Source organism: Enterobacter sp. E20, from assembly GCF_000801755.2.
In the GTDB taxonomy this organism is placed as follows: Bacteria; Pseudomonadota; Gammaproteobacteria; order Enterobacterales; family Enterobacteriaceae; genus Enterobacter; species Enterobacter asburiae_B.
The window spans coordinates 432,877-457,189 of record NZ_CP012999.1 but is presented as its reverse complement, the minus strand read 5'-3'; the positions used below and the strand labels follow the sequence as shown (position 1 = coordinate 457,189).

Sequence of the window (24,313 nt, the reverse complement as noted above, 5' to 3'; positions counted from 1 at the left end):
TGCTCCTTAGTTGGTCGCGGTCATCTCACCCGGCAGCGCTGCGCTGGCCGTTTGTGCTGAGCCGTTCTGCGGCGCAGACTGCAGAGGATGCGCCTCAAAATATTTGCGTAAACCGTTATAAATCGCTTCGGCAATTTGCTGCTGGTAACTGTCGCTTCCCAACAGACGCTCTTCACCGTTGTTACTGATAAAGCCCGTCTCTACAAGGATGGACGGAATATCCGGAGAGCGCAGAACACCGAGGCTGGCATGTTCCGGACGGCGCTTATGCAGCACGCCAACGCTTTGCAGCTGGTTCAATACGTTAGTGGCGACATCATACCCGACGCGCTGCGAATGACCGAACTGTAAATCCAGCACCGCCTGGCTGAGATACGGATCGGACTGGCTGTTCGCCAGCACGTCGCCCGCGCCGCCTAACAGTTCAGACTGCTTCTCGTGCTCTTCCAGCCAGTTGGCCATTTCGCTGTTAGCGCGACGGTTCGACAGCACCCAAACCGAGGCGCCGGTGGCGCTACGATTCGGTGCGGCGTCCGCATGAATAGAGACCAGGAAGTTTGCGTTTTGCTTACGCGCCACGTCCGAGCGCCCCATTACGGAGATAAAGTAATCTCCGTCGCGGGTCAACACGCCTTTAAACATGGGGTCGTCATTGAGTAGCGAACGCAGTTTCCGCGCGATCGCGATAGTGACGTTTTTCTCTCGCGTGCCGCCAGGGCCAATCGCCCCCGGATCTTCCCCGCCGTGGCCCGCATCAATGGCGATAATCACTTTGTCACCGCTGACCGTCGCGCGTCGCGCGCTGGCCGCCGGACGCGTCACCGTATTGCTGCTGGTTGCCGCAGTAATGCGATCGTTCTGCGATTTAAACGGATTACGCGCAGGTTCAGAAGGACGCGGCGTATATACCGGTTCTTCCACGCGTTTCGCTACGACCGGCGGCGGTGGAGGCGGTGGCGGCGCGTCGGCATTGATGGTAAACACCACCGTATAGTTCGCCCCGTTTTGCTGCTTCACCGCCTTCGTTTTGCCCTTTTCGGTCAGATCGACCACCAGGCGTAACGACTGGCTATCCTGCGGCGTTCCCGAACGGATACTTTTCACTAGGTTGTTACCGCTGAACCGCAGCGGTAGCCCCTGGATCACGCCTGTTTGTTTGATATCCAGCGCCACGCTGTGGCTGTCTGGCTGTGAGAACGCATATTCAGGATCGCCCATAAAGCTGAACGTGATCCGGGCCTGGCTTTCGCCGTTTGATACCTGAATATCTGAGAGGTTTGCCGCCCCGGCCTGCGCGCACAGCAGCACGGTGGCAGCCAACAACCAACCTTTAACGCGATTTATCATCCCGTCATCCCTACGCTTAACCGGCCAGTCGCGCCAGTAAGGAACTGCCTGATGAGGAAACAGCACTGATGCGCGCCTCACGCCCTTGTGCCTGGTAATCTAAGTGAATTTCGACATCCGGGTCAGGCAGCACACCCGCACCTTGTTGCGGCCACTCCACCAGGCAAATGGCGTCGTTGGCAAAATAATCACGGATCCCCATAAATTCCAGCTCCTCAGGATCCGCAAGGCGGTATAAATCGAAGTGGTACACCATGAGATTTTCAAGGGTGTACGGTTCTACCAGCGTGTAGGTTGGGCTTTTCACATTCCCGTTATGCCCTAACGCCTGCAAAAAACCCCGGCTGAAGGTGGTTTTACCCGCACCTAAATCACCATACAGATAAATGACGGTTGCCCCCTGACAGGCCTGCGCCACGCGCTTGCCGAGTTCTAAAGTGGCTTGTTCATCAGGTAAAGGAATCGCTCGATTAGTCATTTTCTACGTCAATCACATCCGGGTTAACAACACGCCGCAGCGTGCAAAAAAGATCGGTGGCCAGCATGCCGCGTGTACCGTAACGCGCGGCCAGTTTATCCGCCGCGACACCGTGGGCCACGCAGCCCGCGCAGGCTGCATCATAAAGGGGAAGTTTCTGTCCAAGCAATGCGCCAATGATGCCGGAAAGCACATCGCCCATGCCACCGCTTGCCATGCCCGCATTTCCGGCATCAATAATGCCCTGCGTCTCGTCACTGGCAACAACGGTTCCTGCCCCTTTCAAAACAGCAACACCTCCGTAACGTTTTACCAGACGCTGAGCAGAAAGTAAGCGATCGCTTTCAATTTCTGCCACGCTGCAGTTAAGCAGGCGCGCGGCTTCGCCGGGGTGTGGCGTCAGAATGCGATTGTGACGCTTATCGGGGTTTATTGCCAGAAGGTTAAGCGCGTCGGCATCCCACAGCATCGGTTTACGAAAATTCTCGACCTTTTGCAGGGCCTGCTTACCCCATGCCTGCTGCCCAAGCCCGGGGCCGATCGCCACCACGTCCGCCCATTCCAGGCTTTCTTCAAGCGACTGAGGCGTAAGCTCATGGACCATCAGCTCCGGTCGGGCCGTAACGATCGGCGCAATATTCTCAATGCGAGTGAGTACTCGCACTAATCCGGCACCGCAGCGCAGAGCCGCTTCGCCGGTCATGCGAATCGCACCTGCCGTACCATGATCGCCGCCAATAATCACCAGCCTGCCGTGATCGCCCTTATGGGACGTTGGTCGGCGCGGCGGGAGCCACACTGCAAGCTGCGACGCATCAAAACGCGCGAGGTGCGTTTGCTGCCCGGACAGCCAGCTCTCCAGCCCCAGCGCATGGTGGTGGAGCACGCCAACAACGTCTCGTGCTTTACCGGTCAGTAACCCCGGCTTGAGGGCGATGAAGGTTACCGTATGTGCAGCCTGAATCACCGCCCCCGGCGTCGCGCCGGTTTGTGCGATCAGGCCAGAGGGAATATCCAGGGCAACTACCGGCGCGGAATGTCTATTAGCGTGTTCAATAAGGGCGGCAATGTTCTCGCGAGGCGCACTGCGTAGCCCGGTACCCAACAGACCGTCAATAATCAGATCCACCTCTTCCGGCCAGACGATATCAGGCGCATGAATCACACCGCCTGCGTTAAGCCACGCCTCCCGCGCCGCGCTGGCCTCTTCCGGCAGCGGTTTATCACTCTCCAGGGCCAGCAACGTCACGCGGATACCTGCCGCAACCGCCAAACGGGCGACAACGTAGCCGTCGCCGCCGTTATTGCCGTGACCGCACAGAATCAGCCAGTGGGCGGCCTGCGGGTACGCGCTGCGGGCAACGTTAAACGCCGCCTCACCCGCACGCAGCATCAGTTCATAAAGGGTAATCCCGAGGCTGTCTGCGGCCTCTTTTTCGGCGCGCCGGAGGTCATCCGCATGCCAGATGGAATGTGGTATACTTGCGGGGTTTTTCTTCACCGTATGGTCCGTCATGTCACAGCCCCTCGATCTCAATGAATTAGCGCAAAAAATAAAACAGTGGGGTGCTGAGCTTGGCTTCCAGAAGGTGGGCATTACCGATACCGACCTTTCCGCCAGCGAGCCAAAACTGCAGGCCTGGCTGGACAAACAATACCACGGCGAAATGGAGTGGATGGCGCGTCATGGCATGATGCGCGCCCGCCCTCACGAGCTTTTGCCGGGCACATTACGCGTCATCAGCGTGCGCATGAATTATCTGCCCGCCAACGCGGCCTTTGCGCGCACGCTAAAAAATCCCTCTCTGGGTTACGTCAGCCGGTACGCCCTGGGACGTGATTACCATAAGCTCTTGCGTAACCGTTTAAAAAAACTCGGGGAAACTATTCAGCAGCACTGTGTTTCGCTGAATTTTAGACCCTTTGTCGATTCTGCGCCTATTCTTGAGCGCCCGATCGCCGAAAAAGCCGGGCTTGGCTGGACAGGTAAGCACTCACTTATCCTCAGCCGCGACGCCGGATCGTTCTTCTTCCTGGGTGAACTGCTGATTGATTTACCGCTGCCGGTAGACGGCCCGGTAGAGGAAGGCTGCGGACGCTGCGTGGCCTGCATCACCATCTGTCCGACGGGTGCCATCGTCGAGCCTTACACCGTTGATGCGCGCCGCTGCATCTCCTACCTCACTATCGAACTGGAAGGGGCCATTCCAGAGGAATTTAGACCGCTTATCGGCAACCGCATCTACGGCTGCGACGACTGCCAGCTGATCTGCCCGTGGAACCGCTATTCGCAGCTCACGGACGAAGAGGATTTCAGCCCGCGTAAGGCGCTGCATGCGCCGCAGCTGGTTGAGTTATTCGCCTGGACCGAAGCCTGGTTCCTGAAAGTGACGGAAGGTTCGGCCATTCGCCGTATCGGTCATTTGCGCTGGCTGCGTAATGTTGCCGTCGCGCTGGGTAATGCCCCGTGGGATGAAGCCAATATTCAGGCGCTTGAAAGCCGTAAAGGTGAGCACCCACTTCTTGATGAACACATAGAATGGGCGATTGCGCAGCAAATAGAGAAGCGTAATGCCTGCACGATCGAGGTGCAGCTACCGAAGAAACAGCGTCTGGTGCGGGTGATTGAAAAAGGGCTTACGCGGGATGCCTGAACTATTCACAGCCTGTGAATAAAATTACAAACTCAAGCGCCATCTGGGCTGGAGAAGAGGTCAAGTGATCTCAATAACATTTTGAAATGAAAATTTATTTACTAAATACAGCGCGTTACAAAGATATTATTCACCCTGCTAAGTTTTAACCCTGTTACGGTTAAGCGTAGTTTCTGTGGATAACTCTGTTCACAAGAGTATTTCAGAGACAATAGAAAACGTCCCCAACGACTCTTTTCGCTGTGGATATTTTAGAGATTAAGAAGAATTTGGAGCGGGAAACGAGACTCGAACTCGCGACCCCGACCTTGGCAAGGTCGTGCTCTACCAACTGAGCTATTCCCGCTTGGGTGGTCCGTGCTTTAGAAGCACTTTCAAATTTTGGAGCGGGAAACGAGACTCGAACTCGCGACCCCGACCTTGGCAAGGTCGTGCTCTACCAACTGAGCTATTCCCGCTTGGGTGGTCCGTGCTTTGGAAGCACTTTTCAAATTTTGGAGCGGGAAACGAGACTCGAACTCGCGACCCCGACCTTGGCAAGGTCGTGCTCTACCAACTGAGCTATTCCCGCAAATCTGCACTGCTTTTGTTGCTGTCGTAACGTGTAATTCTCTGTCGTTACGGGAGGCGCATTATACGAGAAATCCTTTTAGCTGCAACCCCCCTTAAAGCGATTTTTTCGAAATTAAGTTCAAATGCTTAATTAATCGGCAAGCTGAACAATTTAACGACAAAAACCCGGCCACGCAAGGCGCCGGATCGCAAAATCACAGCTTAATAAAGTTTTCGCGGTAGTAGGAAAGCTCCGCCACAGACTCACGGATATCGTCCATCGCCTGGTGAGTCCCCTGCTTTTTGAAGCCGTCGAGGATTTCAGGCTTCCAGCGACGCGCCAGCTCTTTCAGGGTGCTGACATCCAGATAGCGGTAGTGGAAATATGACTCCAGCTCCGGCATGTACTTAAACAGGAAACGGCGATCCTGGCCGATGCTATTCCCACAGATAGGCGATTTGCCTGCCGGAACCCACTGTTTCAGGAACTCAAGCGTCGCCAGCTCCGCCTCGCGATCGCCGAACGTGCTCGCCTTCACGCGCTCTACCAGGCCACTGCCGGTGTGGGTGCGCACGTTCCATTCATCCATCAAAGCCAGCTGGTCGTCGGACTGATGCACCGCAATCGTTGGCCCTTCAGCCAGGATATTCAGGTTAGCGTCCGTCACCAGCGTTGCAATTTCAATGATGCGATCGCGCTCGGGATCCAGCCCGGTCATTTCGAGATCGATCCAAATCAGGTTGTTTTCATCCGCGCTCATGTTATTTTCCACCCTTCTCGCATAACCGGCAGTAGCAGGTTAACTAGTATTAATTAGAGTGTATCATAGAGGTTTTGCCCCTTACGGGCGACCAGGAGCCAGCGCGATTGAGTAAAAATAAACTCTCCAAAGGGCAGCAGCGCCGCGTAAACGCCAACCACCAGCGCCGTCTTAAAACCACTTCGGAGAAGCCGGATTATGACGACAACCTGTTTGGTGAAGCGACAGAAGGCGTAGTCATCAGCCGTTTCGGTATGCATGCCGATGTCGAATCCGCCGACGGGGATATTCACCGTTGCAATATCCGTCGCACCATCCGTTCACTGGTTACCGGCGATCGCGTGGTCTGGCGACCGGGTAAAGAGGCGGCGGAAGGCGTTACGGTAAAAGGTATCGTTGAAGCGGTTCATGAGCGCACGTCCGTGTTAACCCGTCCCGATTTCTACGACGGGGTCAAACCTATTGCCGCCAACATTAACCAGATCGTCATTGTTTCGGCGATTTTGCCCGAACTTTCGCTCAACATTATCGACCGATACCTCGTCGCCTGCGAAACGCTGCAGGTTGAACCGATTATCGTGTTGAACAAAATCGATCTGCTGGATGACGACGGTATGGCCTTCGTGAATGAGCAGATGGATATCTACCGCAAGATTGGTTACCGCGTGCTGATGGTCTCCAGCCACACCAAAAATGGCCTTAAACCGCTGGAAGAGGCGCTGACCGACCGCATCAGCATCTTTGCGGGCCAGTCCGGCGTAGGTAAATCGAGTCTGCTGAACAACCTGCTTGGCCTCCAGCAAGAGATCCTGACCAACGATGTGTCCAACGTCTCTGGCCTGGGCCAGCACACCACTACCGCCTCGCGTCTGTATCATTTCCCGCACGGCGGCGACGTGATCGACTCCCCGGGGGTGCGTGAGTTCGGTTTATGGCACCTTGAGCCGGAACAAATCTTTAACGGATTTGTCGAATTCCATGATTATTTAGGCGCCTGTAAATACCGCGACTGTAAGCACGATAACGACCCAGGCTGCGCTATCCGTGAAGCGGTTGAGAAAGGCGAGATCGCGGAAACCCGCTTCGAGAATTACCACCGCATTCTTGAGAGCATGGAAGACGTAAAGACGCGTAAAAACTTTTCTGATTCTGATAACTGACAACTAAGCTAAGCATCGCTAAAATCGTCCCCTTTTTTCAGGTTCCGGCGGCTTAACGCCGGATCAGGAACGACAAAACAATGGCCTGGAGGCTACCTTGTTAAACGCATTTAAACTTTCGCTTCAATACATTCTGCCAAAACTGTGGCTCACTCGCCTGGCGGGCTGGGGCGCAAGCAAACGCGCGGGCTGGCTGACCAAACTGGTCATCGACCTTTTCGTAAAATATTACAAGGTCGATATGAAAGAGGCGCAAAAGCCGGATACCGCCAGCTACCGCACCTTCAACGAATTCTTCGTGCGCCCGCTGCGTGACGAAGTGCGCCCGCTGAACACCGATCCTAACGTCCTGGTGATGCCGGCAGACGGCGTGATCAGCCAGTTGGGTAATATCGAAGACGACAAAATCCTGCAGGCGAAGGGCCATAACTACAGTCTGGAAGCGCTGCTGGCGGGTAACTACCTGATGGCGGATCTGTTCCGTAACGGTACCTTTGCCACCACCTATCTTTCACCGCGCGACTACCATCGCGTGCACATGCCATGTAACGGTATCCTGCGTGAAATGATTTACGTCCCGGGCGACCTGTTCTCCGTAAACCACCTGACCGCGCAGAACGTGCCGAACCTGTTTGCCCGCAACGAGCGCGTCATCTGTCTGTTCGATACTGAATTTGGCCCTATGGCGCAGATTCTGGTGGGTGCGACCATCGTAGGCAGCATCGAAACCGTCTGGGCGGGCACCATCACTCCACCGCGCGAAGGCGTGATCAAACGCTGGACCTGGCCTGCCGGTGAAGCGGAAGGCTCGGTGGCCCTGCTGAAAGGTCAGGAGATGGGTCGCTTTAAGCTGGGCTCTACCGTAATCAACCTGTTTGCGCCGGGCAAAGTGAAGCTGGCTGAACAGCTCGAAAGCCTGTCGGTCACCAAACTGGGCCAGCCGCTGGCGGTCTCTACCGAAACCTTCGTTACGCCGGATGCAGAACCAGCGCCGCTACCGCAGGAAGAGATCAACGCCGAGCACGACGCCAGCCCGCTGGTTGACGACAAAAAAGACGAAGGCTAACAACAGAAGGATCGCTGACGTGCGCCCGATTATCGTTCTACTGATGGCCTGGTGCCTCAGCATGGGGGCGTACGCAGCGACAGCCCCCGACGCCAAACAGATAACCCAGGAACTGGAGCAGGCAAAAGCGGCTAAACCCGCTCAGCCAGAGACCGTCGAGTCGCTCCAGGCTGCCCTGAACGCGCTTGAGGAGCGAAAAGGCTCTCTTGAGCGCGCTCAGCAGTATCAGCAGGTTATCGACAATTTCCCTAAACTCTCGCAGACGCTGCGCGCGCAGCTCAATAATTTGCGTGACGAACCGCGCGACGTGCCAGCAGGTATGACCTCCGACGCCCTGAACCAGGAGATCCTGCAGGTCAGCAGCCAGCTTCTGGAAAAGAGCCGCCTTGCCCAGCAGGAGCAGGAGCGAGCGCGTGAAATTGCCGACTCCCTCAGCCAGCTTCCGCAACAGCAAACCGATGCCCGCCGCCAGCTTAATGAAGTTGAGCGTCGCGTGGGTACGCAAAGCGGCAATACGCCACAGGCTCAGGCTCAAAATCTGGGCCTGCAGGCAGAATCTGCTCGCCTGAAGGCCCTTGTCGATGAGCTGGAGCTGGCGCAGCTTTCCGCCAATAACCGCCAGGAGCTGTCGCGGATGCGCTCTGAACTCGCTCAGAAGCAGAGCGAGCAGCTGGATGCGTATCTCCAGGCCCTGCGCAATCAGCTCAACAGCCAGCGCCAGCGCGAAGCCGAGCGTGCCCTTGAAAGCACCGAACTGCTGGCGGAAAACAGCGAAAACCTGCCTGCCGGTATCAACGAACAATTCAGGGTCAACCGCGAGCTTTCTGCCGCGCTGAATCAGCAGGCGCAGCGCATGGATCTGGTTGCCTCGCAGCAGCGTCAGGCCACCAATCAAACCCTACAGGTTCGCCAGGCGCTCAACACCCTGCGCGAGCAGTCCCAGTGGCTCGGGTCATCAAACCTGCTGGGCGAAGCGTTGCGCGCCCAGGTCGCGCGCCTGCCTGAAATGCCGAAGCCGCAACAGCTGGATACCGAGATGGCCCAGCTGCGCGTTCAGCGACTGCACTTTGAAGATCTTCTCAATAAACAGCCGCAAATCCGCCAGATCCGTCAGGCTGACGGACAGCCGCTGACCAGCGAGCAAAACCGCATTCTGGAAGCCCAGCTGCGTACCCAGCGTGAGCTGCTGAACTCTCTGCTCCAGGGCGGGGATACGCTGATTCTGGAGCTGACCAAGCTAAAAGTCTCCAACAGCCAGCTGGAAGATGCGCTGAAAGAGGTGAACGAGGCTACGCACCGTTATCTCTTCTGGACGTCCGACGTGCGTCCGATGACCTTCTCGTGGCCGATTGAGATTGTCCAGGACCTGCGCCGCCTGATTTCGCTGGACACCGTCAGCCAGCTGGGACAGGCCAGCGTGATGATGTTTACCAGCAAAGAGACCATTTTCCCGCTGCTGGGGGCGTTGATTCTGGTGGGCTTCAGCATTTACTCGCGCAGACATTTCACCCGCTTCCTGGAGCGTTCCAGCTCCCGGGTCGGGAAAGTCACCCAGGATCACTTCTGGCTGACGTTACGCACCGTATTCTGGTCGATTCTTGTCGCCTCTCCGCTGCCGGTGCTGTGGATGACGCTGGGGTATGGCCTGCGGGAAGCCTGGCCTTATCCGCTCGCGGTCGCGATTGGCGATGGCGTCACCGCCACGGTGCCGCTGCTGTGGGTGGTCATGATTTGCGCCACCTTCGCGCGCCCCAATGGCCTGTTCATCACCCACTTTGGCTGGCCGCGTAATCGCGTTGCGCGCGCCATGCGTTACTACCTGATGAGCATCGGGCTGATTGTGCCGCTGATTATGGCGCTGATCATGTTCGATAATCTCAACGACCGGGAGTTCTCAGGCTCGCTGGGGCGCCTCTGCTTTATGCTGATATGCGGGGCGCTGGCCATCGTCACGCTCAGCCTGAAACGCGCGGGTATTCCGCTCTATCTCGATAAATCCGGCAGCGGTGAAAACATGTTCAACCGGCTGCTCTGGAACCTGCTGCTTAGCGCGCCGCTGTTTGCGATGCTGGCAGCCGCGGTAGGCTATCTGGCAACCGCGCAGGCGCTGCTGGCGCGGCTGGAAACCTCGGTGGCCATCTGGTTCCTGCTGCTGGTGGTGTACCACGTGATCCGCCGCTGGATGCTGATCCAGCGCCGCCGTCTGGCCTTTGACCGAGCCAAGCATCGTCGGGCGGAGATCCTCGCCCAGCGCGCGCGTGGTGAAGAAGAGCCAAACCACGTCAACAGTACGGAAGGCACAACGGAAGCGGACGAAGTCGAACTGGATCTGGATGCCATCAGTACCCAGTCCCTGCGCCTGGTTCGCTCCATCCTGATGCTGATTGCCCTCCTGTCGGTGATCTTCCTATGGTCAGAGATCCACTCCGCATTCGGCTTCCTGGAGAACATCTCTCTCTGGGACGTGACGTCGACGGTGCAGGGTGTTGAGAGCCTGGAGCCGATTACCTTAGGGGCGGTGCTGATTGCCATTCTGGTGCTGATCATCACCACGCAGCTGGTGCGCAACTTCCCGGCGCTGCTGGAGCTGGCGCTGCTGCAGCATCTGGATTTAACGCCGGGTACAGGCTATGCGATTACGACCATTACCAAATATCTGATCATGCTGTTTGGCGGGCTGGTTGGCTTCTCGATGATCGGTATTGAGTGGTCGAAGCTGCAGTGGCTGGTGGCGGCCCTTGGTGTAGGGTTAGGTTTTGGTTTACAGGAGATCTTCGCCAACTTCATCTCTGGCCTGATCATTCTGTTCGAAAAACCGATCCGTATTGGCGATACCGTAACGATCCGCGATTTGACCGGCAGCATCACGAAGATCAACACCCGCGCGACGACGATCAGCGACTGGGATCGCAAAGAGATCATCGTGCCAAACAAGGCGTTTATTACCGAGCAGTTCATCAACTGGTCGCTGTCAGACTCCGTTACCCGCGTGGTGCTGACGGTACCGGCGCCGTCGGACGCCAACAGCGAAGAGGTCACCCAGATCCTCTACACTGCGGCTGAGCGCTGTTCGCTGGTAATCGACAACCCGGCGCCGGAAGTATTCCTTGTGGATTTACAGCAGGGGATCCAGATTTTCGAGCTGCGCATCTACGCCGCCGAAATGGGACACCGTATGCCGCTGCGCCATGAGATCCACCAGCTGATTCTGGCGGGCTTCCGCGAGCACGGTATTGATATGCCGTTCCCACCGTTCCAGATGCGTCTCGAAAGCCTGGACGGGCGTAAAACGGGAAGAACGCTGACGTCAGCGGCGCGTACGCGCCCGGCGGGAAGTTTGTAAGGTAAGCGGGGCAACCCTCTCCCGCGGGAGAGGGTAAACTGCCGTCAGGCGCGATCTACGGTAAACGCAATCACATCGCCAAGCTGCTCTGCGCCCAGGGCCAGCATCACCAGACGGTCAACACCCAGCGCCACGCCGGAGCAATCCGGCAGACCTGCTTTTAATGCTTCAAGCAAATTCACATCAATAGGCTGCTGCGGCAGACCGCGCGCGGCGCGCTTGCGGTTATCCTGCTCGAAGCGCTGCTGCTGCTCGCGGGCATCCGTCAGTTCGTGGAAGCCGTTCGCCAGTTCGATGCCTTTGTAATAGACCTCAAAACGCTCTGCGACACGATGATCTTCGGTACTGATCTGCGCCAGTGACGCCTGGCTTGCCGGGAAGTGATAGACAAACGTCGGACGGTCTTTGCCAATCTGGGGTTCTACGCCGAAGGTAAACAGCAGCTGCAGCAGCGTGTCGCGATCCTCTTCGGTATCCGCCACGTTGCTCAGATCCAGTTTTGCCGCCACTTCGCGCAGCTGGGTTTTGTCCGCCGACAGCGGATCGATTTCCAGATGGCGCTGGAAAGCCTGCTGATAGGAGAGCGTTTCGGCTTCCGAGCAGTCCAGCACCTGCTGGAGCAGATCGTCCACCTCATTCATCAGGCGGTACATATCATAATGCGGGCGGTACCACTCCAGCATGGTGAATTCCGGGTTGTGGTGACGCCCCATCTCTTCATTACGGAAGCTGCGGCACAGCTGATACACCGGGCCACACCCCGCCGCCAGCAGGCGTTTCATGTGGTATTCCGGGCTGGTCATCAGATACAAATTTATGCCCTGAGAGTGGCCGGGGCCAACAAAACGGGTTTCAAACGGCACCAGATGAATATCCGTTACCGTTGCCTGACTCATGCACGGCGTTTCCACCTCCAGGACTCCGCGGTCGGCAAAGAAACGGCGGATCTCCGCCATAATTGCAGCGCGTTTTAACAGATTAGGGATGGATGCGCTCGGCTGCCAGGTGGCCGTTTCGCTCATGAGTTGTTCTCCGATTTCAGACAAGGGCACGAAGTCTACTCGTTAGCAGGGGCAGAGACAAATTTTGCGCAGTAAAAAAGGGCATTTCATTTAGGTGAACTTTTTCGTGACGTATTTCATCAATCTTCATGATAAATCGCCGTACAGAACAGCAAAAAAATCGAACACGTCAAATTTCCCTGACATCTACACGGTTATACTGTTTTACCCATAAAGGAGCAGTGGAAACGCTTTCGCAATCGTCCTTTTGGACGGGTGAACTACCTTTAGTTTGTCGCGTTGCGAAATAACAAAAATCTGGAGGAATGTCGTGCAAACTTTTCAAGCCGATCTTGCCGTAATAGGCGCTGGCGGGGCTGGATTACGTGCTGCGATTGCTGCAGCACAAGCTAATCCCAACGCTAAAATCGCATTGATTTCAAAAGTCTATCCAATGCGTAGTCACACAGTGGCAGCAGAAGGAGGATCCGCCGCCGTTGCGCAGGATCATGACAGCTTTGAATACCATTTCCACGACACGGTTGCAGGGGGCGACTGGCTTTGCGAACAGGATGTCGTTGACTACTTTGTGCATCATTGTCCAACGGAAATGACCCAGCTTGAGCAGTGGGGATGTCCGTGGAGCCGCCGCCCGGACGGCAGCGTCAACGTTCGCCGCTTTGGCGGTATGAAGATTGAACGCACCTGGTTCGCCGCCGATAAAACCGGCTTCCACATGCTGCACACCCTGTTCCAGACCTCCCTTCAGTTCCCACAAATTCAGCGCTTCGATGAACATTTCGTCCTCGACATTCTGGTTGATGACGGACAGGCGCGTGGCCTGGTGGCGATGAACATGATGGAAGGCACGCTTGTCCAGATCCGCGCCAACGCGGTAGTGATGGCGACGGGCGGTGCGGGTCGCGTTTATCGTTATAACACCAACGGCGGCATCGTCACCGGTGACGGCATGGGCATGGCGCTCGGTCACGGCGTACCGCTGCGCGATATGGAGTTCGTGCAGTATCACCCAACCGGTCTGCCGGGATCCGGCATTCTGATGACGGAAGGCTGCCGCGGTGAAGGCGGTATTCTGGTCAATAAAAACGGCTACCGCTATCTGCAGGATTACGGCATGGGCCCGGAAACTCCGCTCGGCGAGCCGAAGAACAAATACATGGAACTCGGCCCGCGCGACAAAGTCTCTCAGGCCTTCTGGCACGAGTGGCGCAAAGGCAACACCATCTCCACGCCGCGCGGCGATGTGGTCTATCTCGACCTGCGTCACCTTGGCGAGAAGAAACTGCTGGAACGTCTGCCGTTCATCTGCGAGCTGGCGAAAGCTTACGTCGGCGTCGACCCGGTGAAAGAGCCGATTCCGGTGCGTCCAACCGCGCACTACACCATGGGCGGGATCGAAACCGACCAGCAGTGCGAAACCCGTATTAAAGGCCTGTTCGCCGTCGGCGAGTGTTCCTCCGTGGGTCTGCACGGCGCCAACCGTCTCGGGTCTAACTCGCTGGCAGAGCTGGTCGTCTTTGGCCGCATGGCGGGCGAGCGCGCGATGGAGCGGGCAGCTACCGCAGGCGAAGCCAACGGTGCCGCGCTGGATGCGCAGGTCGCAGACGTTGAAAAACGCCTGAAAGATCTGGTGAACCAGGAGGGTAACGAGAACTGGTCGAAGATCCGCGACGAGATGGGCCTGTCGATGGAAGAAGGCTGCGGTATTTACCGTACACCAGAGCTGATGCAAAAAACCGTCGATAAGCTGGCGGAACTGCAGGAGCGCTTCAAGCGCGTACGCATCACCGATACCTCCAGCGTATTCAACACCGACCTGCTCTACACCATTGAGCTGGGCCACGGTCTGAACGTCGCGGAATGTATGGCGCACTCTGCGCTGGCGCGTAAAGAGTCGCGTGGGGCCCACCAGCGTCTGGACGAAGGCTGTACCGAACGTGACGACGTCAATTTCCTGAAACACACTCTCGCCTGGCGCGATGCAGATGGCACCACACGTCTGGACTACAGCGACGTGAAAATCACCACGCTGCCGCCGGCTAAACGCGTGTACGGTGCAGAAGCAGAAGCCGCCGAGAAGAAGGAGAAGGCGAATGGCTGAGATGCAAAAAATGAAGGTTGAAGTGGTGCGCTACAATCCGGAAGTGGACGCCGCACCGCACAGCGCTTTCTATGAAGTCCCTTATGACGAGCAAACCTCCCTGCTGGATGCGCTCGGCTATATCAAAGACAACCTGGCGCCAGACCTGAGCTACCGCTGGTCCTGCCGCATGGCCATCTGCGGCTCGTGCGGCATGATGGTCAACAAGGTGCCGAAGCTGGCCTGTAAGACCTTCCTGCGCGAGTACACCAAAGGCATTAAGGTCGAAGCGCTGGGCAACTTCCCGATTGAACGCGATCTGGTGGTCGATATGACCCACTTTATCGAAAGCCTGGAAGCCATTAAGCCGTACATCATCGGTAATCCGCGCACGCCGGATCAGGGGCCGAACACCCAGACGCCGGCTCAGATGGCGAAATACCATCAGTTCTCCGGCTGCATCAACTGCGGCCTGTGCTACGCAGCCTGTCCACAGTTTGGCCTGAACAAGGAGTTCATCGGCCCGGCCGCCATTACCCTGGCACACCGCTATAACGAAGACAGCCGCGACCACGGCAAAAAAGAACGTATGGCGCAGCTTAACAGCCAGAACGGCGTCTGGAGCTGTACCTTTGTGGGTTACTGCTCCGAAGTGTGTCCGAAGCACGTCGACCCGGCCGCCGCAATTCAGCAGGGTAAAGTAGAAAGCTCGAAAGACTTTCTTATCGCTACCCTGAAACCACGCTAAGGAGTGCATGATGACGACTAAACGCAAAGCCTATGTGCGGCCTGTGCCGTCCACCTGGTGGAAAAACCTGCCGTTTTATCGCTTCTACATGCTGCGTGAAGGCACGGCGGTACCGGCGGTCTGGTTCAGCCTTGAGCTGATGTACGGCGTTTTTGCCCTCAAGCATGGCCCGGAAGCCTGGGCCAGCTTTGTCGGTTTCCTGCAAAACCCGATCATTGTTGTTCTGAACCTGATCGTGCTCGCGGCCGCGCTGCTTCATACCAAAACCTGGTTTGAGCTGGCGCCAAAAGCGGCGAACATCATCATAAAAGACGAGAAAATGGGGCCAGAGCCGGTGATTAAAGGACTCTGGGCAGTGACGATTCTGGTCACTGTGGTCATTCTGTTTGTCGCACTGTTCTGGTAAGGAGACTACTGTGATCAATCCAAATCCAAAACGTTCTGACGAGCCGGTCTTCTGGGGCCTGTTTGGCGCAGGCGGCATGTGGAGTGCCATCATCGCCCCCGTCATCATTCTGCTGGTCGGCATTATGCTGCCGCTGGGGCTGTTCCCGGGCGATGCGCTGAGCTACGAGCGCGTACTGGCGTTCGCGAGCAGCTTTATCGGCCGCGTGTTCATCTTCCTGATGATCGTCCTGCCGCTGTGGTGTGGTCTGCACCGTATTCACCATGCGATGCATGACCTGAAAATTCATGTACCGAGCGGGAAATGGGTGTTCTACGGTCTGGCGACCATCCTGACCGTGGTGACGCTGATTGCCGTGGTCACCATCTGACGCTTCAGGCCCGCCACCCGGCGGGCCTTTTATTTCTGCATCTTCCCCACCAGCCACTGGGCAAACTCGCGCATTGCGGGCGTTTCTGTCCGTGACTGTAGTCTTGTGAGCCAGTAGCTGCCGAGGTCAATCTGCGTTGCAAACGGCTGCACGATGCGCTCGCTGCTGAGTAAATGGGTAAACATGTCGACAGGCGCAATGGCAATCCCTGTGCCTACCTGCGCGGCTTCCAGCATGGTCACGGACGAATCAAACACCATCACCCGGTGCGTCGGCGAGGGAGGATGTTCACCCGCTGCCTGCATCCACGCAGCCCACTCGTCGCGCCGGTAGGAGCGCAGCAGGGTAAACTTCAGGATATCTGCCGGGCTTTTTAGACAGGAGGCAATGTCGGGCGTACAGAGCGGAGACAGCAGCGCAGGGCAAAGGAATTCAGCATCGGTTCCATGCCACGCGCCGCCACCGTAGCGAATGGCGTAATCAAGCCCTTCAGCCGCCGGGTCGACGCGATTGTTATGGGTGGAAAGCTGAAGATCAATATGCGGATAGCAGCGGCGAAAGTCCGCAAGCTCAGAGAATAAAACCCCCGTAGCAAAGGTTCCTACCACACCTATTTTGAGCTTCTCCTGAGCGCGCTGGCTGGCAAAGCGATCCAGCATTCCGGCGATACGATCGAACGAGTCATTCAGCACCGGCAGCAAATTCTCGCCTTCGGTGGTCAACATCAGCCCACGCGAAACGCGGACAAACAGCTGGCAATTAAGGTGCTGCTCCAGCGCCTTTACGTGCTGGCTAATCGCGGAATGGGTGACGTTCAGCTCGATAGCGGCATGCGTAAAACTGAGATGCCTGGCGGCTGCTTCAAACGCCCGAAGGGAATTAAGAGGGAGATAGCTGCGCGTCATGGTCTCGTCCGTTAGAAAAATTAACAGCTAATGCTAAATTTAACCGTTTGTCAGCCATAGTCAAATCCAACAGACTACAGCGGTCTGACGGGCCCGGACACTCCCTTGAACTGCTATTACGGAAGATAACTGATGATGACTAAATCCCTTTGCTGCGCCCTGCTGCTCAGCACCTCCTGCTCGGTATTGGCTGCCCCGATGTCAGAAAAACAGCTGGCTGAGGTGGTGGAACGTACCGTTACGCCGCTGATGAAAGCTCAGGTCATTCCGGGTATGGCGGTGGCGGTGATTTATCAGGGTCAGCCGCACTACTTTACCTTCGGTAAAGCCGATGTCGCGGCGAATAAACCCGTCACCCCACAAACCTTATTCGAGCTGGGCTCTATAAGTAAAACCTTCACCGGCGTACTGGGCGGCGATGCCATTGCTCGGGGTGAAATATCGCTGGGCGATCCGGTGACCAAATACTGGCCTGAGCTGACAGGCAAGCAGTGGCAGGGGATCCGCATGCTGGATCTGGCAACCTATACCGCAGGAGGTTTGCCGTTACAGGTACCGGATGAGGTCACGGATAACGCCTCTCTGCTGCGCTTTTATCAAAACTGGCAGCCGCAGTGGAAGCCGGGCACCACGCGTCTTTACGCCAACGCCAGCATCGGTCTTTTTGGCGCGCTGGCGGTCAAACCTTCCGGCATGAGCTATGAGCAGACCATAACGACGCGGGTCTTTAAGCCGCTCAAGCTGGACCATACCTGGATTAACGTTCCGAAAGCGGAAGAGGCGCATTACGCCTGGGGATACCGCGACGGTAAGGCGGTACACGTTTCGCCAGGAATGCTGGACGCTGAAGCCTATGGCGTAAAAACCAACGTGCAGGATATGGCAAGCTGGGTGATGGTCAACATGAAGCCGGACTCGCTTCAGGATAGTTCACTCAGGAAAGGCCTTACCCTGGCGCAGTCTCGCTACTGGCGCGTGGGTGCCATGTATCAGGGGTTAGGCTGGGAAATGCTTAACTGGCCGGTCGATGCCAAAACCGTGGTTGAAGGTAGCGACAATAAGGTGGCGCTGGCACCGTTGCCTGCGAGAGAAGTGAATCCACCGGCGCCCCCGGTCAACGCATCCTGGGTCCATAAAACCGGCTCTACCGGCGGGTTTGGCAGCTACGTGGCGTTTATTCCCGAAAAGCAGCTCGGCATTGTGATGCTGGCGAATAAAAGCTATCCGAACCCGGCACGCGTTGAGGCGGCATACCGTATCCTCGACGCGCTGCAGTAAAACATTGCCGGGTGCCGGCTTTGCCTAACCCGGCCTACAAAATTCACGGGGTGACCACCCGGCGAAACACACCGCACAAAAACCACATTTTCCTTGCCGTCATCTACACTTAACAAAAAACAGTAAGGAAACTCCTATGCGCATTCTGCCTGTTATCGCCGCGGTGACAGCCGCGTTTTTAGTGGTTGCCTGCAGTTCCCCTACCCCACCTCCAGGCGTTACCGTCGTCTCGCCTTTTGATGCACAACGCTTCCTTGGAACATGGTATGAAATCGCGCGCCTCGACCATCGGTTTGAGCAGGGCTTAGAGAAGGTCACTGCGAATTACAGCCCGATGGATGATGGCGGTATTCAGGTGATCAACCGGGGCTATAATCCCGATCGGGAGATGTGGCAGCAGTCGATTGGGAAAGCGTACTTCACGGGCGACCCGCGACGGGCCGCGCTCAAAGTCTCTTTCTTCGGCCCGTTTTATGGCGGCTATAACGTGATCGCGCTCGACAGAGAGTACCGTCACGCGCTGGTCTGCGGGCCGGATCGCGACTATTTGTGGATACTTTCCCGCACGCCAACTATTTCGTCAGAAATGAAACAGCAGATGCTGGACGTCGCGACCCGACAAGGGTTTGATGTGTCAAAACTCATCTGGGTAAAACAGCCCCATTAATGGGTGCTGAGCTTCAGCCCAACGATGCCGGCCACAATCAAGGCGAGGCTGGCGATACGCGCCAGACTCGCTGACTCTCCCAGCAGCAGAATGCCGGTGATGGCGGCCCCTACCGCACCAATGCCCGTCCAGACGGCATAAGCCGTTCCCACAGGCAGCGAGCGCATCGCCCAGGATAACAGGACAATACTCACGATCATCGCGGTGACGGTAATGACGCTGGGCGTCAGGCGGGTAAATCCGTGGGTGTACTTCAGACCAATTGCCCATACCACTTCAAGCAGGCCAGCAATAAAAAGAATGATCCAGGACATTTCAGGCTCCTTAACTTAATTCAAGTTGGGGCCGTCCCCGGTGAAAGAAACGCTTACGGGTCGTCCCGTAAGGCAGAGATTACGCCCCATATTGTGGTTAGCGTGCTATTTTTTTTCAATCATTTTTTGCTGAACACGTTAAGGCAAGAAATAGCCTCAGTATGGCGCGTAGTTCCGGCATTTAGCACTCATCCGACTTCTCTATGATGATGTGCTTTCTGATGGCAGGAAGCCAAACCACTAGCCGACTGCGAATAAAATATGTTCAAAATTCTTTTGATTGACCGTTGTCACTTCACCCGCACGGGGTTTGAAGCATGGCTCAATCATTCCGGTTTGTTCCCGGGACACTACGTTGTGACCGGGCTAAATAATCTGTTCCTTGCCAGGGAGCACATTCTGCAATGGAAACCCACGCTGGTCATCGCCGACCTGTACGGCTTCAGGCAGGATATTCATCATTTTCAGCAGCTCTCGTCCTTGCTTAACGCCAGTGAACGATTACCGTTTATTATGCTGCAATCGGGAGAGGACCGCGGCATGACCGACTGGCTCGGACAGTTCCCGGTGTGGTCGTCGCTGTTGAAAAACGCCAGTCTCGAAGAAGTGGCAACGACTATCAACGACGCATTAAACTCGCGCGCCAGCGCTGAAAGGCCAACGGCAGCCGCCCCCTTGCTGACCCGGCAGGAAGAGAAAGTGCTGACATTGTGGATGGACGGGGCAAGCAATCAAAAAATTGCCGCTCACCTGAGTATCAATGGAAAAACGGTCTATACCTACAAACGCAATATCCGCATGAAACTGCATATGGATACGCGTTTTTCTCCGTTCTTATCCCTGCAGGAATCAGAAAGCTGACGGTACGAAACCCGCTGGTCTCGTACCGTATGTTAATTACTGCTGAGCTTTAGTTGCCGCACCAGAGATTGCGCTACCACCTTCAGAAATATCCTGACCGACGCCACGCGTGGTATTACAGGCCGTTAACACTGAAGAAAGTACCAGGACTGAAAAGATCGCTGCAATTGTCTTCTTAACCATAATATCTTCCTTTTATAGCCAAAGTTGTTTTGTGTATAGCAACTTAAGAATAGACAAGATCCCGCCGGTTGACGGAAAAGGAAGCATTTTTAGGAAAATTAGACGAACTTAGCTGGCGGCGTGAGAAATGATATGACCGAGATCCTGGATATCTTGTCCCATTCCACGGGTGGTGTTACAGCCAGAAAGCAATGCACTGGAAAGCGCTAACAGAAGCAGAATTTTAACGGTACGTTTCATCATCCCTGCCTGCAAAAATCAGGCGCAGCGGGCGCTGCGCCTTCAATCATGACGTAAATTACTTCACGCGGGATACATATTCGCCGGAGCGGGTATCCACTTTGATCACTTCGCCAGTCTGGACGAACAGTGGCACTTTAACCACTGCGCCGGTAGACAGTTTGGCTGGTTTACCGCCGGTACCTGCGGTATCACCTTTCAGACCTGGATCGGTTTCAACGATTTCCAGTTCTACGAAGTTTGGTGGGGTCACAGCGATAGGCTGGCCGTTCCACAGGGTCACGATGCACTCAGCCTGATCCAGCAGCCATTTAGCGCTATCACCTACCGCTTTCTCATCAGCAGACAGCTGTTCGAAAGTGGAGTTGTTCATGAAATGATAGAACTCACCGTCGTTGTACAGATAGGTCAGGTTCATATCAACAACATCAGCGCCTTCAGCGGAGTCAGTAGACTTGAAGGTTTTCTCAACACGGGTACCGGTCAGCAGACGGCGCAGCTTAACGCGTGCGAATGCCTGGCCTTTACCTGGTTTAACGAATTCGCTGGCTTCAACCGCGTACGGTTCGCCGTCCATCATGATTTTAAGACCAGCACGAAAATCGTTGCTATAGTACGTTGCCATAAGGCCCTCTAAATTTGTTAACTGGTAGCTAAGCCACAAAATGGCGCATATTGTAACCCTAAACACCCCGTCCAGAGAAGATTGGTTATCGCAACTTGCCGATGTAATCACCAGTCCTGATGAATTGCTGCGTCTTTTAGACCTCGATCAGCACCCAGAGTTGCTTGCAGGCCGCGAGGCAAAACGCCTTTTCGCCCTGCGCGTTCCCCGTGCGTTTGTGGCGCGAATGGAGAAAGGCAACCCCGACGATCCACTTTTAAAACAAACGCTTACTTCGCAGGATGAGTTTGTCACCGCGCCAGGATACAGCACCGATCCGCTGGAAGAGCAGAACAGCGTGGTGCCGGGTTTACTGCACAAGTATCTCAACCGCGCCCTGCTGCTGGTAAAAGGCGGTTGCGCGGTAAATTGTCGTTATTGCTTCCGTCGGCACTTCCCGTATGCCGAAAACCAGGGCAATAAACGCAACTGGCAGGTCGCGCTGGACTATATCGCCGCCCATCCGGAGCTGGATGAGATTATTTTTTCCGGCGGTGACCCGCTGATGGCAAAAGATCATGAGCTGGACTGGCTGTTGACTCAGCTTGAAGCCATCCCGCACGTTAAGCGCCTACGTATTCACAGCCGTTTACCGATTGTCATTCCGGCACGTGTCACTGACGGACTGGTGTCACGCCTGGAGCAGTCAAGATTGCAGGTGCTGCTGGTGAACCATATTAACCACGCGAATGAAATTGACGATGACTTTCGCGCGGCGATGGCGCGTCTGCGTAAAGCGGGCGTGACGCTGCTGAACCAGAGCGTGCTGCTGCGCGGCGTCAATGACAGCGCCCGCGTGCTGGCCGACCTGAGCAATGCCCTGTTTGATGCGGGCGTGATGCCCTATTACCTGCACGTGCTGGATCGCGTTCAGGGCGCGGCCCATTTCATGGTGACGGATGAAGAAGCCCGGCAGATTATGCGCGAACTGTTAACGCTGGTTTCAGGCTATATGGTGCCGAAGCTGGCACGCGAGATTGGCGGAGAGCCGAGCAAGACGCCGCTGGATCTGCAGCTGCGGCAGCGCTAGTTTCCCCGCACCCTAACCCTCTCCCACAGGGAGAGGGAAAAAGGCAATCAGTTCGGGCACTTGTAGACCTGGCCGTTCATCTGGCTGGCGGTCGGCACGAAGCTGGACAGCATACTCTGCGTTGGGCTGCTCACGCCGTAAATCACGTTACCGCCCATTGCCGCAGCCTGGTTACGCAGGGCATTCGCCGCACCGCGCATCGAGCCACCTTCTTCGCCATGCTGACCTGACATCCAGTTACTTTGCTCACCGGTTGCCGTGCCTAACAGCTGGCATTCACTGCCAGGCTTATCTTCCACAAAGCGAACGCCCTGGCCCGCTGCCGACAGCTCATTGCTGGAGCTACAACCCGCCAGCAGCAATGCTGCCCCTACAATCCCTGCACAGACTTTTACGCGCATGTTATTCCTCGTTTTCAATAAGCTGGACAGTAGTTGTCCGTGTGTAAATCTTATACCTAAAAGATGACCAAAAGAAAAACCCCCGAGCATTTCTGCCCGGGGGTTTTTCACATTCTACGACGTAGAGCGCACGATTACATCATGCCGCCCATACCGCCCATGCCGCCCATGCCAGCAGCACCTAAGTCTGGTGCATCGCCTTTAGGCATATCGGTGACCATGCACTCGGTGGTGATCATCAGGCCAGCGACAGATGCCGCGTACTGCAGAGCAGAACGGGTCACTTTCGTTGGATCCAGGATACCGAAGTCGATCATGTTGCCGTATTCTTCAGTTGCTGCGTTGTAACCGTAGTTACCTTCGCCCGCTTTCACGTTGTTCGCAACCACAGATGGCTCTTCACCGGCGTTAGAAACGATCTGACGCAGAGGAGCTTCCATTGCGCGCAGCGCAACTTTGATACCCACGTTCTGATCTTCGTTCTGTGCGGTCAGGCCTGCCAGTTTAGCGGCAACACGCACCAGCGCAACACCACCACCAGCAACCACGCCTTCTTCTACCGCAGCACGGGTCGCGTGCAGGGCATCGTCAACGCGTGCTTTTTTCTCTTTCATTTCAACTTCGGTCGCTGCACCGACTTTGATTACCGCAACGCCGCCAGCCAGTTTCGCTACGCGCTCCTGCAGTTTTTCACGGTCGTAATCGGAAGTCGCTTCTTCGATCTGCTTACGGATCTGACCCACGCGGCCCTGAATAGCGGCTTCTTCACCCACGCCATCAATGATGGTGGTGGTGTCTTTGTTGATCACAACGCGTTTCGCCTGGCCCAGGTCTTCCAGGGTCGCTTTTTCCAGCTCCATACCGATCTCTTCAGAGATCACGGTACCGCCGGTCAGGGTAGCGATATCCTGCAGCATTGCTTTACGGCGATCGCCGAAGCCAGGTGCTTTAACCGCAGCCACTTTCACGATGCCGCGCATGGTGTTAACCACCAGGGTCGCCAGCGCTTCGCCTTCAACGTCTTCAGCGATGATAACCAGAGGTTTGCCTGCTTTCGCAACGGCTTCCAGCACTGGCAGCATTTCGCGGATGTTGGAGATTTTCTTGTCAGCCAGCAGGATGAACGGGCTTTCCAGTTCAACAGCGCCAGTCTCTGGCTTGTTGATGAAGTATGGGGACAGGTAACCGCGGTCGAACTGCATACCTTCAACCACGTCCAGCTCGTCTTCCAGACCGGTACCGTCTTCAACGGTGATCACGCCTTCTTTACCGACTTTGTCCATCGCTTCAGCGATCAGTTTACCTACGGTTTCGTCGGAGTTAGCGGAGATAGTACCAACCTGAGCAATGGCTTTAGAGTCAGAGCACGGTACGGACAGCGCTTTCAGCTCTTCAACAGCGGAGGCGACAGCTTTGTCGATACCACGTTTCAGATCCATTGGGTTCATGCCCGCAGCAACGGCTTTCAGACCTTCGGTGATGATTGCCTGCGCCAGTACGGTCGCGGTAGTGGTACCGTCACCTGCAGCGTCGTTCGCTTTAGAGGCAACTTCTTTCACCATCTGCGCGCCCATGTTTTCGAACTTGTCTTCCAGCTCAATTTCACGTGCTACAGAAACACCATCTTTGGTGATGGTTGGCGCGCCGAAGGATTTATCCAGCACTACGTTGCGGCCTTTCGGGCCCAGAGTCACTTTAACTGCATCTGCCAGTACGTTTACGCCGCGGAGCATTTTTACACGAGCGTCGTTACCGAATTTTACGTCTTTAGCTGCCATGTTCT

24 protein-coding genes and 3 tRNA genes are annotated in these 24,313 nt (G+C 56.0%); 12 read left to right on the top strand and 15 right to left on the bottom strand.

Annotation, left to right across the window (positions count from 1 at the left end; translation table 11 throughout):
* Window positions 1–6: 6 nt before the first annotated feature.
* From amiB to nnr, 3 genes are read right to left on the bottom strand one after another with little or no spacing between them, the layout of a single operon-like run.
* The gene (amiB, locus tag NI40_RS02155) at window positions 7–1,347 is read right to left on the bottom strand and encodes an N-acetylmuramoyl-L-alanine amidase AmiB (protein WP_039261023.1); all 1,341 of its coding nucleotides are present in this window, start codon (window positions 1,345–1,347) and stop codon (window positions 7–9) included.
* 16 nt (window positions 1,348–1,363) lie between these two features.
* Window positions 1,364–1,825 (bottom strand): tRNA (adenosine(37)-N6)-threonylcarbamoyltransferase complex ATPase subunit type 1 TsaE, encoded by a 462-nt coding sequence (tsaE, locus tag NI40_RS02150; protein WP_013095283.1) that lies wholly within the window; start codon window positions 1,823–1,825, stop codon window positions 1,364–1,366.
* Entirely contained in the window at window positions 1,818–3,341 is a 1,524-nt protein-coding gene (gene nnr, locus NI40_RS02145) for a bifunctional ADP-dependent NAD(P)H-hydrate dehydratase/NAD(P)H-hydrate epimerase (protein WP_039261021.1), read from the bottom strand. The genes tsaE and nnr overlap by 8 nt, the downstream gene beginning before the upstream one ends.
* Between nnr and queG the strand changes: the two genes are divergently transcribed.
* The gene (gene queG, locus NI40_RS02140) at window positions 3,340–4,479 is read left to right on the top strand and encodes a tRNA epoxyqueuosine(34) reductase QueG (RefSeq protein WP_039261020.1); all 1,140 of its coding nucleotides are present in this window, start codon (window positions 3,340–3,342) and stop codon (window positions 4,477–4,479) included. The genes nnr and queG overlap by 2 nt on opposite strands.
* A 270-nt stretch (window positions 4,480–4,749) precedes the next feature.
* Here queG and NI40_RS02135 read toward each other — a convergent pair.
* From NI40_RS02135 to orn, 4 genes are all read right to left on the bottom strand, one after another.
* Window positions 4,750–4,825: transfer RNA gene (locus NI40_RS02135), tRNA-Gly, on the bottom strand.
* Window positions 4,826–4,861: 36 nt separating this feature from the next.
* Window positions 4,862–4,937 (bottom strand) — tRNA-Gly (locus NI40_RS02130).
* Between the two features lie 37 nt (window positions 4,938–4,974).
* Window positions 4,975–5,050 (bottom strand) — tRNA-Gly (locus NI40_RS02125).
* A 196-nt stretch (window positions 5,051–5,246) separates the two neighbouring features.
* Entirely contained in the window at window positions 5,247–5,792 is a 546-nt protein-coding gene (orn, locus tag NI40_RS02120; RefSeq protein ID WP_023310130.1) for an oligoribonuclease, read from the bottom strand.
* 107 nt (window positions 5,793–5,899) lie between these two features.
* Between orn and rsgA the strand changes: the two genes are divergently transcribed.
* From rsgA to mscM, 3 genes are all read left to right on the top strand, one after another.
* Entirely contained in the window at window positions 5,900–6,952 is a 1,053-nt protein-coding gene (gene rsgA / locus NI40_RS02115) for a small ribosomal subunit biogenesis GTPase RsgA (protein WP_039261018.1), read from the top strand.
* A gap of 97 nt (window positions 6,953–7,049) precedes the next feature.
* Entirely contained in the window at window positions 7,050–8,018 is a 969-nt protein-coding gene (gene asd / locus NI40_RS02110) for an archaetidylserine decarboxylase (protein WP_033144458.1), read from the top strand.
* Between the two features lie 19 nt (window positions 8,019–8,037).
* Window positions 8,038–11,361 carry a miniconductance mechanosensitive channel MscM gene (gene mscM, locus NI40_RS02105; RefSeq protein ID WP_039261016.1) on the top strand — a complete coding sequence of 1,108 codons (3,324 nt, stop codon included), beginning with the start codon at window positions 8,038–8,040 and terminating at the stop codon, window positions 11,359–11,361.
* Window positions 11,362–11,405: 44 nt separating this feature from the next.
* Here mscM and epmA read toward each other — a convergent pair whose 3' ends face one another.
* Complete coding sequence (gene epmA, locus NI40_RS02100) at window positions 11,406–12,383, bottom strand: elongation factor P--(R)-beta-lysine ligase (protein WP_039261013.1); 978 nt, start codon at window positions 12,381–12,383, stop codon at window positions 11,406–11,408.
* 310 nt (window positions 12,384–12,693) lie between these two features.
* Here epmA and frdA point away from each other — a divergent pair, with 310 nt between their 5' ends.
* From frdA to frdD, 4 genes are read left to right on the top strand one after another with little or no spacing between them, the layout of a single operon-like run.
* Window positions 12,694–14,484 (top strand): fumarate reductase (quinol) flavoprotein subunit, encoded by a 1,791-nt coding sequence (gene frdA, locus NI40_RS02095; protein ID WP_023310125.1) that lies wholly within the window; start codon window positions 12,694–12,696, stop codon window positions 14,482–14,484.
* Entirely contained in the window at window positions 14,477–15,211 is a 735-nt protein-coding gene (locus NI40_RS02090; RefSeq protein WP_023310124.1) for a succinate dehydrogenase/fumarate reductase iron-sulfur subunit, read from the top strand. Before frdA ends, NI40_RS02090 begins: the two co-directional genes overlap by 8 nt.
* 10 nt (window positions 15,212–15,221) lie before the next feature.
* Complete coding sequence (frdC, locus tag NI40_RS02085) at window positions 15,222–15,617, top strand: fumarate reductase subunit FrdC (protein WP_032662400.1); 396 nt, start codon at window positions 15,222–15,224, stop codon at window positions 15,615–15,617.
* Window positions 15,618–15,627: 10 nt separating this feature from the next.
* Window positions 15,628–15,987 carry a fumarate reductase subunit FrdD gene (gene frdD / locus NI40_RS02080; protein WP_000609653.1) on the top strand — a complete coding sequence of 120 codons (360 nt, stop codon included), beginning with the start codon at window positions 15,628–15,630 and terminating at the stop codon, window positions 15,985–15,987.
* A gap of 29 nt (window positions 15,988–16,016) precedes the next feature.
* Here frdD and ampR read toward each other — a convergent pair whose 3' ends face one another.
* Window positions 16,017–16,892, bottom strand: coding sequence for a LysR family transcriptional regulator AmpR (gene ampR / locus NI40_RS02075; protein WP_039261010.1), 876 nt, complete (start codon window positions 16,890–16,892; stop codon window positions 16,017–16,019).
* Between the two features lie 132 nt (window positions 16,893–17,024).
* Here ampR and NI40_RS02070 point away from each other — a divergent pair, with 132 nt between their 5' ends.
* Both NI40_RS02070 and NI40_RS02065 read left to right on the top strand, forming a co-directional pair.
* On the top strand, window positions 17,025–18,170 hold the full coding sequence (locus NI40_RS02070) for a cephalosporin-hydrolyzing class C beta-lactamase ACT-93 (protein WP_039261009.1): 1,146 nt from the start codon (window positions 17,025–17,027) through the stop codon (window positions 18,168–18,170).
* A gap of 136 nt (window positions 18,171–18,306) precedes the next feature.
* The gene (locus tag NI40_RS02065; RefSeq protein ID WP_023310119.1) at window positions 18,307–18,837 is read left to right on the top strand and encodes a lipocalin family protein; all 531 of its coding nucleotides are present in this window, start codon (window positions 18,307–18,309) and stop codon (window positions 18,835–18,837) included.
* Here the strand turns inward: NI40_RS02065 and sugE are convergent.
* Complete coding sequence (gene sugE, locus NI40_RS02060) at window positions 18,834–19,151, bottom strand: quaternary ammonium compound efflux SMR transporter SugE (protein WP_008502938.1); 318 nt, start codon at window positions 19,149–19,151, stop codon at window positions 18,834–18,836. The two genes, NI40_RS02065 and sugE, sit on opposite strands and share 4 nt — an antisense overlap.
* A gap of 261 nt (window positions 19,152–19,412) precedes the next feature.
* Here sugE and NI40_RS02055 point away from each other — a divergent pair, with 261 nt between their 5' ends.
* Window positions 19,413–20,012 (top strand): helix-turn-helix transcriptional regulator, encoded by a 600-nt coding sequence (locus NI40_RS02055; RefSeq protein ID WP_033144453.1) that lies wholly within the window; start codon window positions 19,413–19,415, stop codon window positions 20,010–20,012.
* A 36-nt stretch (window positions 20,013–20,048) separates the two neighbouring features.
* Here NI40_RS02055 and ecnB read toward each other — a convergent pair whose 3' ends face one another.
* The 3 genes from ecnB to efp form a co-directional block, all read right to left on the bottom strand.
* Entirely contained in the window at window positions 20,049–20,195 is a 147-nt protein-coding gene (gene ecnB, locus NI40_RS02050; protein ID WP_003025482.1) for a lipoprotein toxin entericidin B, read from the bottom strand.
* A 108-nt stretch (window positions 20,196–20,303) separates the two neighbouring features.
* Window positions 20,304–20,435, bottom strand: coding sequence for an entericidin A/B family lipoprotein (locus NI40_RS02045; protein ID WP_024907352.1), 132 nt, complete (start codon window positions 20,433–20,435; stop codon window positions 20,304–20,306).
* A gap of 58 nt (window positions 20,436–20,493) precedes the next feature.
* Window positions 20,494–21,060, bottom strand: a complete 567-nt coding sequence (efp, locus tag NI40_RS02040) for an elongation factor P (RefSeq protein ID WP_010427766.1) — start codon at window positions 21,058–21,060, stop codon at window positions 20,494–20,496.
* Window positions 21,061–21,100: 40 nt separating this feature from the next.
* Here efp and epmB point away from each other — a divergent pair, with 40 nt between their 5' ends.
* The gene (gene epmB / locus NI40_RS02035) at window positions 21,101–22,129 is read left to right on the top strand and encodes an EF-P beta-lysylation protein EpmB (protein ID WP_039261006.1); all 1,029 of its coding nucleotides are present in this window, start codon (window positions 21,101–21,103) and stop codon (window positions 22,127–22,129) included.
* 47 nt (window positions 22,130–22,176) lie between these two features.
* Here epmB and NI40_RS02030 read toward each other — a convergent pair whose 3' ends face one another.
* Window positions 22,177–22,530, bottom strand: a complete 354-nt coding sequence (locus NI40_RS02030; RefSeq protein ID WP_023310115.1) for a DUF4156 domain-containing protein — start codon at window positions 22,528–22,530, stop codon at window positions 22,177–22,179.
* A 134-nt stretch (window positions 22,531–22,664) separates the two neighbouring features.
* Entirely contained in the window at window positions 22,665–24,308 is a 1,644-nt protein-coding gene (gene groL, locus NI40_RS02025) for a chaperonin GroEL (protein WP_014882201.1), read from the bottom strand.
* Window positions 24,309–24,313: the final 5 nt, after the last annotated feature.